15 protein-coding genes and 1 pseudogene are annotated in these 14,658 nt (G+C 60.8%); 8 read left to right on the top strand and 8 right to left on the bottom strand.

What is annotated here, in order from left to right:
- Positions 1-15: 15 nt before the first annotated feature.
- On the bottom strand, positions 16-1,995 hold the full coding sequence (locus NKH54_RS22295) for a bifunctional 2',3'-cyclic-nucleotide 2'-phosphodiesterase/3'-nucleotidase (RefSeq protein WP_353028881.1): 1,980 nt from the start codon (positions 1,993-1,995) through the stop codon (positions 16-18).
- Positions 1,996-2,136: 141 nt separating this feature from the next.
- The gene (locus tag NKH54_RS22290; protein WP_023710542.1) at positions 2,137-3,402 is read right to left on the bottom strand and encodes an NAD(P)/FAD-dependent oxidoreductase; all 1,266 of its coding nucleotides are present in this window, start codon (positions 3,400-3,402) and stop codon (positions 2,137-2,139) included.
- A 178-nt stretch (positions 3,403-3,580) separates the two neighbouring features.
- Between NKH54_RS22290 and NKH54_RS22285 the strand changes: the two genes are divergently transcribed.
- Positions 3,581-4,264, top strand: coding sequence for a 5-formyltetrahydrofolate cyclo-ligase (locus tag NKH54_RS22285; RefSeq protein WP_023710543.1), 684 nt, complete (start codon positions 3,581-3,583; stop codon positions 4,262-4,264).
- Between the two features lie 78 nt (positions 4,265-4,342).
- On the top strand, positions 4,343-4,756 hold the full coding sequence (locus NKH54_RS22280; protein WP_031202102.1) for a hypothetical protein: 414 nt from the start codon (positions 4,343-4,345) through the stop codon (positions 4,754-4,756).
- On the opposite strand, the gene NKH54_RS22275 is transcribed toward NKH54_RS22280, so the two are convergent.
- Positions 4,753-5,226: an Lrp/AsnC family transcriptional regulator gene (locus NKH54_RS22275; RefSeq protein ID WP_023668897.1), complete on the bottom strand. Its 474-nt coding sequence runs from the start codon at positions 5,224-5,226 to the stop codon at positions 4,753-4,755. The genes NKH54_RS22280 and NKH54_RS22275 overlap by 4 nt on opposite strands.
- 155 nt (positions 5,227-5,381) lie before the next feature.
- On the opposite strand from NKH54_RS22275, the gene ald reads away from it, so the two are divergent.
- Complete coding sequence (gene ald / locus NKH54_RS22270; RefSeq protein WP_352741584.1) at positions 5,382-6,497, top strand: alanine dehydrogenase; 1,116 nt, start codon at positions 5,382-5,384, stop codon at positions 6,495-6,497.
- A 387-nt stretch (positions 6,498-6,884) separates the two neighbouring features.
- Here the strand turns inward: ald and NKH54_RS22265 are convergent, their stop codons facing one another.
- The 4 genes and pseudogenes from NKH54_RS22265 to sseA form a co-directional block, all read right to left on the bottom strand.
- A complete protein-coding gene (locus NKH54_RS22265; RefSeq protein ID WP_353028880.1) occupies positions 6,885-7,352 on the bottom strand; it encodes a DUF1203 domain-containing protein in 468 nt (155 codons plus the stop codon).
- A 134-nt stretch (positions 7,353-7,486) separates the two neighbouring features.
- Positions 7,487-7,591, bottom strand: a pseudogene (locus NKH54_RS22260) (OmpA family protein); the annotation flags it as partial.
- Positions 7,592-7,610: 19 nt separating this feature from the next.
- Entirely contained in the window at positions 7,611-8,174 is a 564-nt protein-coding gene (locus NKH54_RS22255) for a GNAT family N-acetyltransferase (RefSeq protein WP_353028879.1), read from the bottom strand.
- A 5-nt stretch (positions 8,175-8,179) separates the two neighbouring features.
- Entirely contained in the window at positions 8,180-9,031 is an 852-nt protein-coding gene (sseA, locus tag NKH54_RS22250; protein ID WP_353028878.1) for a 3-mercaptopyruvate sulfurtransferase, read from the bottom strand.
- 206 nt (positions 9,032-9,237) lie between these two features.
- Here sseA and NKH54_RS22245 point away from each other — a divergent pair, with 206 nt between their 5' ends.
- The 3 genes from NKH54_RS22245 to NKH54_RS22235 are packed head-to-tail and all read left to right on the top strand — an operon-like array spanning position 9,238 to position 11,356.
- A complete protein-coding gene (locus tag NKH54_RS22245; protein WP_023672793.1) occupies positions 9,238-9,669 on the top strand; it encodes a hypothetical protein in 432 nt (143 codons plus the stop codon).
- A complete protein-coding gene (locus NKH54_RS22240; RefSeq protein WP_353028877.1) occupies positions 9,669-10,535 on the top strand; it encodes an alpha/beta fold hydrolase in 867 nt (288 codons plus the stop codon). The genes NKH54_RS22245 and NKH54_RS22240 overlap by 1 nt, the downstream gene beginning before the upstream one ends.
- 32 nt (positions 10,536-10,567) lie before the next feature.
- On the top strand, positions 10,568-11,356 hold the full coding sequence (locus NKH54_RS22235; RefSeq protein ID WP_023672791.1) for a Stf0 family sulfotransferase: 789 nt from the start codon (positions 10,568-10,570) through the stop codon (positions 11,354-11,356).
- A 9-nt stretch (positions 11,357-11,365) separates the two neighbouring features.
- On the opposite strand, the gene NKH54_RS22230 is transcribed toward NKH54_RS22235, so the two are convergent.
- Positions 11,366-12,568, bottom strand: coding sequence for a cytochrome P450 (locus tag NKH54_RS22230; protein WP_353028876.1), 1,203 nt, complete (start codon positions 12,566-12,568; stop codon positions 11,366-11,368).
- A 220-nt stretch (positions 12,569-12,788) separates the two neighbouring features.
- Between NKH54_RS22230 and NKH54_RS22225 the strand changes: the two genes are divergently transcribed.
- Both NKH54_RS22225 and NKH54_RS22220 read left to right on the top strand, forming a co-directional pair.
- The gene (locus tag NKH54_RS22225; protein WP_156931562.1) at positions 12,789-13,715 is read left to right on the top strand and encodes an Lpg1974 family pore-forming outer membrane protein; all 927 of its coding nucleotides are present in this window, start codon (positions 12,789-12,791) and stop codon (positions 13,713-13,715) included.
- A 51-nt stretch (positions 13,716-13,766) separates the two neighbouring features.
- Positions 13,767-14,624, top strand: coding sequence for an alpha/beta fold hydrolase (locus tag NKH54_RS22220; RefSeq protein ID WP_353028875.1), 858 nt, complete (start codon positions 13,767-13,769; stop codon positions 14,622-14,624).
- Positions 14,625-14,658: the final 34 nt, after the last annotated feature.

Here is a 14,658-nt window from a genome sequence, read left to right as displayed (position 1 = left end):
TAGCTGCACGTTGCCTCAAAGCAGGATGCGATACTTCGCAAACCCGGATTCGCCCTCGCCGGCCGGCTCGATCTTGAGCGATTTCACTCCCGATATGAAATCCTTCGCTTTGGGGCCGGTCTCGAACACGACGCTGGTGCCGGGCAGCGGCGTGAACGACCAATTGTCGTCGGCCGAGGGGTTGATCGTGCCTTCGCTGACGACGTAGCGCACGATCACGTCGCGGTTGGTGTCCGGCGCCTCGTAGATGATCTTCGAGGCATTGATGTCGGGGAAATTGCCGCCACCGCCGGCGCGGTAATTGTTGGTGGCGACGACGAATTTCGCTGCCGGATCAATCGGCTTGCCGTCGAAGCTGAGGCCGACGATGCGGTTCGAGCCGGCATTGGCGACGCCACCCTTGGCATCGTATTTCGGCAGCTGCGACAGGTCTATTCCGTAGCTGACGCCATCGATCACATCGAAATTGTAGGACGGGAATTCGGTGTCGATGAGCGCCTGGTCGGCCTTGCCCGGCTCGATCTTCCTGAAAATGCCGGCCGACATTTCCAGCCATTCCTTCACTTGCGCGCCGGTGATTTCGACGGCGCGCACCGTGTTCGGATAGAGATAGAGGTCGGCGACGTTCTTGATGGCGATGTCGCCCACCGGCACGTCGGTATAGTAGTCGGCGCCGTTGCGCCCGCCGGCCTTGAAGGGTGCTGCCGCCGACAGCAGCGGCACATCCTTCCACTGCGTGCTCTTCAATATGTCCATGAGGTACCAGCTCTGCGCCTGGTTGACGATCTGCACCGACGGATCGTCGGCGACCAGCGCGAAATAGGAATAGAGCGGCGCCGAGGTCTTGCCGACCGGTCGGCGGACATAGGCAAGTGTCGCCTCATGGTCCGCCTTCAGCGCATCGACGACGCGCTGGTCGTCCGCCACCGTCGGCTTGTTTGCCTTGTCGACGCGCTCGTAGATCGGCCTTGCCTCGGATGTGGCCGAGGCTACGCGCCATTTCGATCCGTCCCGTTCCAGAAGCAGATCGATCAGTCCCATATGCGAGCCCCAGAAACCGCCCATCACGGCGGGCTTGCCCTGCAGCGTGCCTTTCTCGGTGTCGACGCCTTCGAGCGCCTGAAAATCCTTCTTGCCGGGGAAGACCAGATGCTGATGGCCGGTGAACACCGCATCGATGCCTTCGACGCCGGCGACGAAGAAGGAGGCGTTCTCCATGCCGTCGCCCTGCTTGATATCGATGCCGGAATGCGAGAGCGCGATGACGATGTCGGCGCCCTCCTCCTTGATCTGCGGCACCCATGCCCTGGCCGCCTCGACGATGTCGCGCGTCCTGACATTGCCTTCCAGGTTCTTCAGGTCCCAGACCATGATCTGCGGCGGCACGAAGCCGATGATGCCGATCTTGATCGGCTGCTCGGCGCCCGACCCGTCCTTGATCTTCTTGTCGAGGATGACATAGGGCTTGAGGTAGAGCTTGTCGTCGCGCGGGTTGGCGGCAAGCTCGGTGCCGCGGATCAGATTGGCGCAGACGAACGGGAAATTGGCCCCGGCCAGCACCTTGTCGAGGAACGACAGGCCGTAATTGAACTCGTGATTGCCGAGCGTCGAGCATTCATAGCCCAGCAGGTTCATGCCCTTCATGATCGGATGCAGATCGCCTTCCTTGAGGCCCTTCTCATAGGCGATGTAATCGCCCATCGGATTGCCCTGCAAAAGATCGCCATTGTCGATCAGCATCGCATTGGTGGCTTCCTTGCGCACCGCCGCGATCAGTGAGGCCGTCCGCGACAGGCCCATCGTGTCGTTGGCTTTGTCTGCGTAGTAGTCGTAAGGCAGCACATTCACATGGATGTCGGTGGTCTCCATGATCCTCAGATGCGCTTGATTGGCCTGCGCGCGGGCGGAAAACGGATGCAGCATGATCAGCGCCCCGCTGGCGGCCGCACCGGCAAGCAAACTACGGCGGGAGACGGGGTAGTTGAGATGCGGCATTGGTTTTCCTTCCCAGCGACGTGACAAGATCCCAGCCCCGGGCGGAAGCTTCGCGCCGAAAACCGGCCATGTCCATCGGGAAGTCAGTCGATCAGCAAAAGGTGACGGCTGGATGAATATCCTTGGCCGCGGTTGAGAACCTCAGCCCTTGTTATCATCGCCCTGGGTGATCAGCCGCGCGCTGCGCTGGCCGGTGAAATAGATCCATAGCCAGCTAAGCGACACCGAGAGCCGGTTGCGAAAACCGATCAGGAAGTAGATATGCGCCACGCCCCACAGCCACCAGGCAAGCCATCCCGTGAGCTTGATCGAGCCGAAATCGATCGCGGCTGCCCACTTGCCGATCGTCGCCAGGTCGCCGGCATGTTTGTAGCGGAAAGGGCGCGGCGCGCTATCGCCGGCCAGCCGCGCCCTGATTGTCGCGGCAACATGCTTGCCCTCCTGCTTGGCGGAGGGCGCCACGCCTGGCACCGGCTTGCCGTCCAGCCGCAAGACATGCGCTGTGTCGCCGACGACGAAGATCTCCGGACTGTTCGGCACGGTCAGATCGGGCTCGACCATTACCCTGCCCGCCCGGTCCACCGGCGCGCCCAGCCACTCTCCCGCGGGCGAAGCCGCTACGCCGGCGGCCCACAGGATGGTTCGCGCCGGCAGATGCGTCTCGCCAAAGACGACGCCTTCGGCATCGAGGCGCGTGACGGCGCGGCCAAGCTCGACCGTGACGCCCCGCCGCTCCAGCGCCTTGCGCGCATAGTCGGACAGCTTTGGCGCGAAATTGGCTAGGATCCTGTCTCCGGCCTCCACCAGCACCACACGCGCCTCACGCGTGTCGATGTTGCGGAATTCGCCGCGCAGCGTTTCATGCGCGAGTTCGACAATGGTGCCGGCAAGCTCCACGCCGGTCGGGCCGCCGCCGACGATGACCAGTGTCAGCAGTGCCTGGCGCTTGGCCGGATCGGTCTCGCGCTCGGCCTGCTCGAAGGCGAGCAGGATGCGCCGGCGAATGGTGGTTGCGTCTTCAAGCGTCTTCAGCCCGGGCGCGAAAGGCTCCCATTCGTCGTGGCCGAAATAAGCATGACGCGCGCCGGTGGCGAGCACCAGCGTGTCGTAGGGAACAGAACTGCCGTCCTCAAGCAGCACGCGTTTGCCTGGACGGTCGACGCCGGTGACGTTGCCGAGCAGGGTCGTCACGTCCTCGCGCTTGCGCAGCAGATGACGGATCGGCCAGGCGACTTCCGAGGTCGCCAGCGAGGTGGTCGCCACCTGGTAGAGCAGCGGCTGGAAAAGGTGATGGTTGCGCTTGTCGATCATGGTGATGCGCACGGGTGCGCCGGCCAGCGCCCGGGTGAGTTCGAGACCGCCGAACCCTGCGCCGACGACAACGACATGATGGCTGGTTTCACTCATCGCATTCACCCCTATTTGTCTCCCTTTATCTAGTGATTTTTGTGCACCGCAACAATGTCGCGGCGAGCTAGATTGCCGCTTAAGGCTGCCCAGGACTCGTCGCCGGATGTCGCGAATGCCTATGTCGGCAAGCATGGACGGGTATAGCCTTGCAGGGCTGGAACCACGGGAGTGAAGCATGGCCAACGACGATGACAAAGATGGCAAAGGGCGGGCGCAATATTCTTCGCCGCCTTGCTTCATGCACGAACTCGATCCGGAATTTCGCGCGCCATTGACCGACTGGACCGATGTGCGCCGTTGGCGCAAGGCCGAGCGCGAGCGTCTGATCGCGGCACGGTTGGCGGTTTCCGCCGATGCGCGGGTGGCGATGTCGCGGGCTATCGCCGAAGGGCTCGACGCGGCAATCGGCGACATTGCCGGCCGCATGGTCAGCCTCTATTGGCCGTTTCGCGGCGAGCCGGACCTGCGGCCGTGGATGGCGTCGATCAACGAACGCGGCGGCCGCACGGCGCTGCCCATCGTGATCGAGAAAGGCCAGCCGCTGATCTTCCGCGCTTATGTACCCGGCGACCGGCTGGAAAAAGGCATCTGGAACATCCCGATCCCGGCCGAAGGCGAGCCGGTGCTGCCCGACATCGTCATCTCGCCGATCGTCGGCATCGACCCGCGAAACTACCGCCTGGGCTATGGCGGTGGCTTCTTCGACCGCACGCTGGCTGCCATGCCGTTCAAGCCATTGGTCATCGGCGTCGGCTACGAACTGCAGCGCATAGCCACCATCTACCCGCAGCCACACGACATCCCGATGGACCGGCTCGTCACCGAGGCCTCCGCCGTATTGCAGCGCAGTGTCACCTGACAAAAATCCGACTTGGTCGATAAATAATCTTCAAAAAGGAACACGCTGCGGAGAACCGTTTCGACAACGGATGACAAGATGATCGGACGAACCATAGCGGCTGCCCTTGCAATTGCGTTCTCCCTTTCGCCCTCGCATGCGCAACCACAGCATCGTTTGCCGAGCGGTTATAAATGGGGCCGCTGCCTGCTTGTTGTTGACGGTCAGACCCGCATATCCGGAAGATGCTCCTATCAAATCGAGACGGGCGGCGATTTTAACATCCAGGGACGCAAGCAAGTTTTTGCAGGGATCGACTATCCTGATCCGCATAGTGGCGCTGGCGAAATGTCCAAAGATTACTGGGCGGTTGTCTACAAGGACGGTGATATCTGGGCAGGCTATGCGAACTCGGACATTCCCGAAACTCACGGGGATGAACGTTGGGAAGAACTTCGCCGCGAAGGCGCGTGCTATATCGGAAAGAACATCCGTATATGCCTTTGGCGTTAAGCCAGTTCCGGCTTCATGCCCATGGCCGTGCGATCGACGATCTCGCGCAGGGCAAACGACGAATTGATCTTGGTCACGTGCGGCATCGCCGACAGCCATTCCTTGTGGATGCGCTCATAGTCGACTAGGTCCTTGGCGGCGATGCGCAGGATATAGTCATATTCGCCCGACATCAGGTGGCAGGACAGCACATTGGGGCAGCGCTTGATCGCCGCCTCGAAATCCGACAGCGTCTTTTCGAATTGGCCCGACAGCGATATGTGCACGATCGCCGTCATCTGGTGGCCGAGCGCGGCATTCGAAAGCCGAGCGTGATAGCCGCGGATGGTGCCGGATTTCTCCAGATTGTCGAGCCGGCGCGAACAGGCCGACTGCGACAGGCCGACCCTTTCGGCGAGCGCCGCATTGGGTATGCGCCCATCCTTCTGCAGAGCCTCGAGAATGGCGATATCGATCCTGTCGAGCGGCATTTCTCGTGATTCCTGCGAAATTTCCTTGATTTCGCGCAACGATTATCGAAACGCGTGACCCCGCGCAAGCGCATTCGCAAACACCTGCGCAACGATTCGTGGTTCACTCGGTTGATACAGGGAACGAGCCCGAAGGGCCGGATCAGGAGAAGACTATGCGCGTCGGCTGCCCCAAGGAAATCAAGAACCACGAATACCGCGTCGGCCTGACGCCGGGCTCCGTCCGCGAATATGTCGCGCATGGCCATGAAGTGCTGGTCGAAAGCGGCGCCGGCGCCGGCATCGGCGCCGATGACAATGCCTACCGCGCCGCCGGCGCCACCATCGCCAGGACCGCCGCCGACGTGTTCGCCAAGTCCGACATGATCGTCAAGGTCAAGGAGCCGCAGCCCAACGAATGGGCGCAGCTGCGTGACGGCCAGATTCTCTACACCTATCTGCACCTGGCCCCGGATCCGGAGCAGACCAAGGGCCTGCTCGCGTCCGGCGTCACCGCAATCGCCTATGAGACCGTAACCGACGACCGCGGCGGCCTGCCGCTCTTGGCGCCGATGTCGGAAGTTGCCGGCCGCCTGTCGATCCAGGCCGGCGCGACCGCGCTCCAGAAGGCCAATGGTGGCCGCGGCGTGCTGCTCGGCGGCGTGCCCGGCGTACTGCCCGGCAAGGTCACGGTGCTCGGCGGCGGCGTCGTCGGCCTGCATGCCGCCCGCATGGCGGTCGGCCTCGGCGCCGACGTCACCATCATCGACCGCTCGATCCCGCGCCTGCGCCAGCTGGACGACCTCTTTACAGGCCGCGTCCACACCCGCTACTCCACAGTCGAGGCGCTTGAGGAAGAATGCTTCTCGGCCGACATCGTCGTCGGCGCCGTGCTCATCCCGGGTGCTGCTGCACCCAAGCTGGTGACCCGCGAAATGCTGTCGGGCATGAAGAAGGGCTCGGTGCTGGTCGACGTCGCTATCGACCAGGGCGGCTGCTTCGAGACTTCGCACGCCACCACCCATGCCGAGCCGACCTATGAGGTCGACGGCGTGATCCATTACTGCGTCGCCAATATGCCGGGCGCCGTGCCGGTGACCTCGGCGCACGCGCTCAACAACGCGACGCTGCATTATGGCCTGCAGCTGGCCGACAAGGGCCTGAAGGCGCTGGTCGACGACCACCATTTGCGCAACGGCCTCAATGTCCACAGGGGCAAGATCACCAATCGCGCCGTCGCCGAAGCACTCGGCTATGAGCTGGTCGAACCGAAGGCGGTTCTGGCGGCCTGACCAGACCTACATCCTGATCTCACCTAAATTGGGAAGACTTGCTCCCGTCAGCCCGCCGGCTCATCCCGGTGGGTTTTTTCTTGCGGGCAAAACACCGGCAACAAAAAGCGGAGCCAAAGCCCCGCTTCCTCGTTGTCGAGATCGCCGCCGGTTCATCCGCGGTCGGCAAACCCATCGACACTCGTCTTTTAATGGACGAATGCGACGGGAGTGCGACAGTTCACCGGCAGTCGGCGCGCCACCAGGCCGGCGACAATCGCGGCGCTTGTGTGAAGTGCTTCACATCAGCCATTCGAAAAACATGTGCAGACAGGGATGCCAACTTGACGGCTCGTGCCGTCACACGGTTCCCAACTGCCCGCCAGACCACCGGCGGGCATCTTTTTGTCAGAAACGCTCGATGCGGCACTGATAACAATTGTTGCGCGCCGAGCGGACGTGGACATAGGCGATGTCAGCGCGCTCAAACAGCGTCTCTGCCCGCGCCGCAATGCCGCCAGTCGGAATGACGCCGCCGCTGCCATAGACGATGCGGTCATCCGCACCATAGCTGCGCACGATATAGCCGCTGCTCTCAAGCATCTCTGGAAGCGCTTCCGTCTCGGCTGCGCGTTCGCATTCCTGCGCATGCAGGAAGATCGGTCCTGTCTCGGCGTAAGGCTGCAACGCCGGAAATGGCCGATAGGCCATGATCAGATAGCCATCGCCTTCGGCGACGTTTCTCAGGCAATGCCGGCACGGCACCCCGTCGCCATCTGAAACCTTCCGCTCCGGCGTTTGCCCGTAGGCGTCCGGCCCGCCGCGCTGCAGCGCTCTCACATCTTCTGTCGGCAAGGCTTTGAACTGGACGGTCATGGCTAAATCTCCGGTGTGGTTGACCGGAAATTATGCCCCCGCCGAGGTGCTTCCCACCCGATTCCTGTCAACTGTCAGCAGCCCGGCCAGTCTCAGGCCGGACTGCTTCGGCATTGGGCAGGCCCCGCGCCGGCTCAGCGGATGAAATCGTCGAAGCGGCGCAGCGTCACCCGGCGCCTGCGCCAGTTCTCGTCCTGGGTCCGCACGAGCAGGAATTCCTCGCCATGAACGGTCGGTTCGGCCTTCAGTCGGAGAAAGTCACGGCCGCATGACGCTGGCCGAGCGCTCGGCGAACGACAGCGGATGCACGGTCTCCTTCTTTTGCGCCACCGGCGCAAAACCGAGCTTCTGGTAGAGCGGCAAGGCAGCCGGATGGTCGAGCGTGCAGGTCTGCACCGTTACCCGTTTCGGCCCATACGACCATGCTGCGGCAATCGCCGCACCGAGGAACCAACGGCCGATGCCTTGCCCGGTCGCATGTTCCATCATGCCGAAATAAGCGAGTTCGACCTCTTCCGGCAGATGCGGCTTGAGGTCGAAGAACCCGGCTGGCGCGCCGTCAAGATAAAGCACCCGGATGTCGCGGTCCTCGCGGTGAATGCCGGCCGCAAGCTCTTCATCGTCCAACCGCAGCACATTGACCCAATGCCATTTGCGCCCCACCCGATCCATCAGGTAGCGGTAGAAATGCAGCGGAATGTCCTTGGTCTTCAACAGCGCGATCTGCCTGTTGTAGGGCACCGGCGGCGAATAGGCCGGCGGCACATGCATTTCCAGAAACGTCACCGTGACTTCGATGTCTTCCAGCACACCGTTTTCCATCGCCGTCATTCCTTGCCCGTTGCAACGGGCGTATCGGATAGCCCGCCCCATTCCGTCCATGAGCCGTCATAGAGCCGGTTGTCGGTGTGACCGAGCGTCTCCAGCGCCAGAGTGACGACAGCCGCCGTGATGCCGGAACCGCAAGAGGTGACGACCGGTTTCGACAGATCGATACCGGCATCCTCAACGGCCTTGCGCAACTGGTCCTTCGACAATAGCGCGCCATCCTGTGACAGCGCCGAATAAGGCAAATTGTGCGCGCCGGGCATGTGGCCGGAGCGAACACCCGCGCGGGGCTCTGGCTCGGCGCCGGTGAAGCGGCCCGCGCCTCGGGCGTCCGCAATCTGGCTCTCGCCAGTCTCGACGATGCGGCGCATGTCGGCAAGGCTGGCGACGCGAGCGGCATCGAAATCGGCATGAAACACATTCGGCGCGATCTTGGTCGGCTCCGCCGTCACCGGCCGGCCCGCCGCCTTCCAGCGGTCGAAGCCGCCGTCGAGCACATAGACCTGGAACACGCCCATGACGCGGAACATCCACCAGGCGCGCGGCGCCGAGAAGAAACCCGGACCGTCATAGACGACAATGGTGTCGTCGGCCGAAATTCCCATGGCGCCTACATATTGCGCGAAATGCTGTGGCGAGGGCAGCGTGTGCGGCAGCTTGGCATCAGGATCGGAGGCCGCATCATGATCGAAGAATCGCGCACCCGGAATATGCGCAGCCTCATACTCGGCGCGCGCATCGCGCTTCTGCGCCGGCAGATACCAGGATGCATCGACGATCGTCAGGCCGGGCTCGCCAAGACGGCTCTGCAACCAGTCCGCATCGACTGTGAAAGGGCTGTCATCGGCCATCGTTGTTCTCCTGCCTTGTTGGCCGACTACTAAATTTTGGCGGCCATTCGGTTCCGGATCCTGTTTGGCCCGACAATCTGAATGCGCAGCGAGCGCACGACGTAGTCAGCCGCAGCAGTGTGTTGATTCTGATTGTTTTCGTGTTTCGTGGCGAGTACGGAGTGATGGTTATGATCTGGGATGGGCGGGGTCAATAAAATCTCGACATGAGCAATCTCTTGTTTTCCCGAACTCCGAGCAATCCGGCTTCGCTCGGGCTTGTTTGCAATTTTCTTGCACACTATCCGCCTTTCGATGGTTACGAATTCGGCTTGATGGTGAAGACGCTACGCTATCAAATGGATCAGCAGACACATATGATCGGCTCGATCGACGACGTTATCGTGGCCTACGTTGGATGGATCCAGACCAGTCGCGAGATAGCGGAGGCATGGGCGAAGAATGGCGGTCCGCTCAATCCTTTTCCCGGCGGCGACGCTACCGCCGTCACGGTGCTGGCGACGCGGTCTTCGTCCCATATCCTGCCACTTATCAAGAACGCCAAGCTCATAAACCTTGACAAGTCGGTGTTCTGGAAACGCGACTTCATTGACAACCGCGGCTCGGTCAAGCGTGCCGTCCGCAAGCGCGACATCTGATGAGTTCGGCCAAGCCTGCCGAGGCACTGACGCAAGAAATACTTATCCGGCTGGATGACCGGTATGCCGCAATGTTCGTGCGCATCTGGCGGCCAGCCGGCACGCCTCACGCCACAGTTTTCTGCCTTCACGGCTTCACCGGCAATGGTGCCGATTTTAACTACCTCGCCACATTCTTGTGCCGCAATGGTTTCCTGGTTGTCTGCCCAGACCTGTTGGGGCGCGGGCGTAGCGCCTATCTGGGCTCCGGCTACGACATCAACGTCTATTCCAAGTGCCTGCGCGCGCTTGGCGAGTTCGCCGGCACGGAGAACCACTTCATCGGCACTTCGTGGGGCGGCACGATCTTGCTGTTGTTTCTGCACATGACTCGCTCCAAGGCCACGAAAATCGTTCTCAACGACGTTCCAATGCTCGGCGGGCCTAAGGTCGACGTTATGAGAGACGACGTCATGAAGGAAAGTGCGCTTAAATTTGAGAGCCGTGCGGCTGCCAAGGACTATCTGGCCACCACCAGATCCCTCATGGGGCCGGTCGAGGACGCAGTGTTCAATCGCTATGTGGAGAACCGGATCGCAGCCGGTCCCGCGGGCTTCCGGCTCGCCTATGACCCCGCAACGACGGGAAATTTTGGCGCACTGACCGGCCGCCAATACGATCTTTTCCCAATCGCTGCCAAGATCGACGCCCGCGTTCTGTTGATGTACGGCCGCGACAGCCAATTCGTCGACCGGCAGGCCATCGAGCGCACACGGCTCGCACGGCCTGATCTGTGGCTTGTCGACAACATCGATGCTGGCGATCCGCCATCGCTGATGACGCTGGACCAGGCTCTGCTCATCCTGGGGTTCCTGTCTGCGGCCTAAATCTGGCGTGTGATTGTGGGTTGGTTCCGGATATGCATTTCGACGATTTGTACAGTGAATACATCTCGGCGACCTATGATCGCCAAAGCTCAAGCGAAAATCCCGCCAAGATCCTGATTTGCACCACTCCGCGAACGGCCGGGCATTCCTATTGCCAAACCTTGCAACAGTTCGGCTTGGGAATCCCAACAGAGTATTTTCAGTGGCAGTATGCCTTGCCGCTGATGATACGCTGGTCGGCCGACAACACAATTGATCTTGAAAAACTCAACGAGCGGGCAATGGCCTATGGTCGCCAGCTCCTGGCGAAAAGGACTGAGAACGGTGTGTTCGCCGCCAAGATCTTTTTTGAAAACCTGCCATTCGCACGCAATTCAATCGGCAACGACGACGGCAACTCGTTCTATGTCTTCCTCTCAAGAAGAAACAAGGTGGATCAAACCATAAGCCTGCTTTCGATGCTCCATACTGGCCAGCCGTTCGACAGTCGGGAGACGCTGCCTGGAATCCCCAAGGTGACAATTTTGACCGAGAGGGTTGCCAGGGATACCGCCCAACATATTTTTGACAGCGAAATCAGGTGGAAAAATTACCTGAACACCCTTGATCAGAGCAGAGTGGCTGAGGTCTGCTACGAGGACTTCATCGCCAACCAGCAGGAAAACGTTTCCGCCACGATGAGCAACTGGTTCCCAGGTTTCGAGTTGAAATCAAAAGCCGTATCGACGGGTGCGCGCTATGCGCATGATGCCGAACTCAAGGCGATGATCAAAAGGCAATTTGGGGACTATGTCGCTCGGTTTTGGCAGGACCATGCCTGACCCTGCGTTTCATCGACGCGAAACACTGACGGAGGCACCCTGCGCCGGGCGCAGTGCCAGCGCATAGTCGAACCGGATGACATCGTCGGCCCGGCTAAAAGCAAACTGGCGCACAATGGCCAGGACTGCCTCCCGAACTTCCAGCCGGCCGAGACGCGCGCCACCGCACATGCGCGGTCCGGTGAGGAAAGGAATGAAGGCCCTCCGATCAAAGCTGTTGTCGAGGAACTCCTTCCGGCTGGCATCGAAGACACGCGGGTTTGACCAGAAAGCCGGGTTCTGGTGCACGCCGACGATCGACACCATGATCAATTGCCCGGCGTAGAGACGCCGACCTTCGAGAACCGTATCGGCACCGACTTCCCGGGTCAGGAACGGAATCGGCGGGAAAAAGCGCATCGTTTCGTTGATCATGCAATCGGTATACGGCGTCTGCGCATCGCCCGAGAGAACCTCGGCATGGATACGGTCTTGCACCTGCTGGTTTGCCCCCAGTCGATCGATCACCCAAAGTGCGGTCGTCACCGATGTCTCGACGCCTGCGAAGAAGTTCATGACAAACTCCTCCACAGGCGAGAAGCCTTCGATATCTGTGGCTTCGCTTCTAAAGCGGTCCATCTCCGCAGCGGCGCGGGGATCCGCCATCAGCAGCGATGCGAAATCGGCGACCACCGCGCGAGCGTCCTGGATAGCGTTCCCACGTTCGGCGGTCGTCGGCGTCACCCAGGAATAATATTGGAGACGCCTCAGAACGTCGCGGACCCTGTCGAGCAGCAACAGCGTCGCCGCCATATCGGGAACAAGGCCGAAAGCCCGGTAAAATGTGGTCATCGACGCGGCGAACAACGCTTGCTGGATGGCTGGTAGCGTGGCGTCGCTACTGGACAGACAGGTGGCGAAGATTTCCGCAACGGGATGCTGCTGCGCCGGCTTGGCGGCCGCCAAATAGACGTCCTGGGTGATGGTACGCCGGACCGACCAATCCTGATCGTTCGTGTTGAAACGGCTGAAACCGAGCGCCGAGATCAGGGAGAAGTTCTTCCGAAAGAGCTCCGGCGCCTTGACGATTGTGTCGACGGCTCCCGGATTGTCAAAGACAACCATGTTGCCGAAGTCGCTGGGCCGACCACTCGTTTCCGCCTGCCCGCCATGAGCAAAAAGCGCATAGACGAGGTTGTTGAGAACGCTTTCGATTTGTATCCGGTCGTCCATCGATGCCCCCCGCGCAGCCGTAGACACCAGGCGGCCAGCGCCGACATCTCGACCAGAAACTCCTACGCTATCATATTCGATTCGCAGAGATAAAACGGGTTCTGTGGCAAACGCGTAACACTGCCCGATCAAATGATTATGGCAGCTATGACGAAAGGTGCCGCTGCGGTAGTGTGCGAGTGGGCTAATGTCAATTCAGTTCGATTCCAGGCGGGGAAAAATGCGAAATCAGGTTTCAAGTAAGCTTCTTGCTACGGTTGCAGCGTCTGCCGCTTCGGTGACATCAGTTGGTGTGGTCGCGGCTCACGCCGCCGATGCACAGGTAACCGATCCTGCAGTGGTCGATTCCCGCATCAAGATTGCCTTCGAAGGCGCGGTCTATCAATCCAACGTCGACAAGCTTGGCGATACCAGCGACAAGCTCGGCAGTGGCAATGATTTCGGCGATCTCTACGGATCAGTGGCGCTCACCAAAGCGATTTCTTCGGATGTGGACTGGAGGCTCGCTGGTACTTTTCACGCCGGCCAGGACAACGACTTTAGTCTGAATGTCCCGCAAAGTGGCGGCGTCATCGGCCTGTCGTTCGGCAACAGCTACAATTTCCAGACGCTCGACTTCGATATCGGCAAGCATGTCGAGGCGCAGGGCGCCGACATCCGGTTCTTCGGCGGTCTGCGCTTGCTGCACTCCAAGGAGAAGCTGAATTTCAATGTGAGCGCCACTCCCAATGATCCGGCCGACAAGGGCGGCAACGCTGACAAGCTTGGCTCATCCGAGTTCTACGGCATCGGTCCGCGCCTCGGCGCCGAAGTCTACTATCCGCTGGGTGAGACGTGGGGTCTTACCGGTGCGGTTTCGGGCTCGGCTATGTGGGGCCGACGGACGGACAAGTTTAGCCTCCACGAACATGAGAGCGATCCAAGCGATCCTACTCCTGATCCAGATATCAACGTCAGCGAAAGCCAGCATTCCAACAAGGTTGTTACCAGCATAGACCTTTCCGGTGGCGTGACTTTCAAACCGTGGGAAAATACCACGTTCACCGCAGGCTATCGGGTCGAACAGTGGCACAATCTGCTTGAGATGGCGGACAAGAGCACCCAGACATTCAACGGCCCGTTCCTGCGCCTCGAAGTCAAGATGTAGGCCGGCGGTTCGAGCCTCCCAGCTCGGACTACTGCTTCGAATGGATTGCAATTGACGGAACAGGAAGTGGCGTTTGAATCTAGGGTTGCCGTCAATGGCAACGTCAAACTGCACTACACAGCGGCGGGCTCAGGCCCGCCGATTGTGTTTCTGCATGGCATTCCGGATCACGGAATGGGCTGGCGCCGGCAGATGCAAGCGCTCTGCGACCGATATCGGGTGATCGCGCCGGACCTGAGGGGCTTCGGACAAAGCGATGGACCACAAGGCCATGGCAACTATGCGCTGACCCACCTGGTCAACGACGTGCTGGCTGTTCTTGCAGCGGAAAAGCTGACCCAGGCCGCTATTGTCGGCCATGACTGGGGTGGCATCATCGCATGGTGGCTGGCCATACGCGTGCCGCAGGTCGTGCGCCATCTCATCCTGCTGTCGGCACCGCACCCCCGCAACTATCTGCGTGCGGTCGCCGATCCGGCCAATGCCGAGATCATCGGATATGTACGTGGCTTCCAGGTCCCGGGCGCCACCCAGATGCTGGACATCGACAAACTCGCCACCTGGGTCGCCGATCCGCAGGACAGGCAGGCCCTGACAGATTCGCTCAGGCGATCCGATCCGGAAGCGATGCTGGGCTACTACAGGGCCAACATACCGCTTGGCAGGGTGCCGGATCTGGGCCAGCTGCCTTTGGTCAAGGCGCCGACCCTTGTGCTGTTTGGCTCCGACGATCCCTATGTGCCGTCAAGCGCTTTTGAGGGGACCTTCCGAGAAGTCGACAACGTTACCGCCGTGATTGCTTTGCCCGGGGCTGGCCACTTCATCCACCATCAAGCAGCCAAGTTTGTCACCGAGCAGATCGAAGCATGGGTTGAGCGATCACTGTCCAGTTTCCGACACCTTGGTTAAGCCAAGGTGTCTCAGACCGGCTGAGCAACATAGA

The organism is Mesorhizobium sp. M1004 (assembly GCF_040318795.1).
Taxonomy (GTDB): domain Bacteria; phylum Pseudomonadota; class Alphaproteobacteria; order Rhizobiales; family Rhizobiaceae; genus Mesorhizobium.
This window is presented reverse-complemented; position numbering and strand designations above follow the sequence as displayed.

Excerpts from the sequence above, each read along its gene's own strand:
- NKH54_RS22295 (WP_353028881.1), bottom strand. The coding sequence starts at position 1,995 with ATGCCGCATCTCAACTACCCCGTCTCCCGCCGTAGTTTGCTTGCCGGT.
- NKH54_RS22290 (WP_023710542.1), bottom strand. The coding sequence starts at position 3,402 with ATGAGTGAAACCAGCCATCATGTCGTTGTCGTCGGCGCAGGGTTCGGC.
- NKH54_RS22285 (WP_023710543.1), top strand. The coding sequence starts at position 3,581 with ATGGCCAACGACGATGACAAAGATGGCAAAGGGCGGGCGCAATATTCT.
- NKH54_RS22280 (WP_031202102.1), top strand. The coding sequence starts at position 4,343 with ATGATCGGACGAACCATAGCGGCTGCCCTTGCAATTGCGTTCTCCCTT.
- NKH54_RS22275 (WP_023668897.1), bottom strand. The coding sequence starts at position 5,226 with ATGCCGCTCGACAGGATCGATATCGCCATTCTCGAGGCTCTGCAGAAG.
- ald (WP_352741584.1), top strand. The coding sequence starts at position 5,382 with ATGCGCGTCGGCTGCCCCAAGGAAATCAAGAACCACGAATACCGCGTC.
- NKH54_RS22265 (WP_353028880.1), bottom strand. The coding sequence starts at position 7,352 with ATGACCGTCCAGTTCAAAGCCTTGCCGACAGAAGATGTGAGAGCGCTG.
- NKH54_RS22255 (WP_353028879.1), bottom strand. The coding sequence starts at position 8,174 with ATGGAAAACGGTGTGCTGGAAGACATCGAAGTCACGGTGACGTTTCTG.
- sseA (WP_353028878.1), bottom strand. The coding sequence starts at position 9,031 with ATGGCCGATGACAGCCCTTTCACAGTCGATGCGGACTGGTTGCAGAGC.
- NKH54_RS22245 (WP_023672793.1), top strand. The coding sequence starts at position 9,238 with ATGAGCAATCTCTTGTTTTCCCGAACTCCGAGCAATCCGGCTTCGCTC.
- NKH54_RS22240 (WP_353028877.1), top strand. The coding sequence starts at position 9,669 with ATGAGTTCGGCCAAGCCTGCCGAGGCACTGACGCAAGAAATACTTATC.
- NKH54_RS22235 (WP_023672791.1), top strand. The coding sequence starts at position 10,568 with ATGCATTTCGACGATTTGTACAGTGAATACATCTCGGCGACCTATGAT.
- NKH54_RS22230 (WP_353028876.1), bottom strand. The coding sequence starts at position 12,568 with ATGGACGACCGGATACAAATCGAAAGCGTTCTCAACAACCTCGTCTAT.
- NKH54_RS22225 (WP_156931562.1), top strand. The coding sequence starts at position 12,789 with ATGCGAAATCAGGTTTCAAGTAAGCTTCTTGCTACGGTTGCAGCGTCT.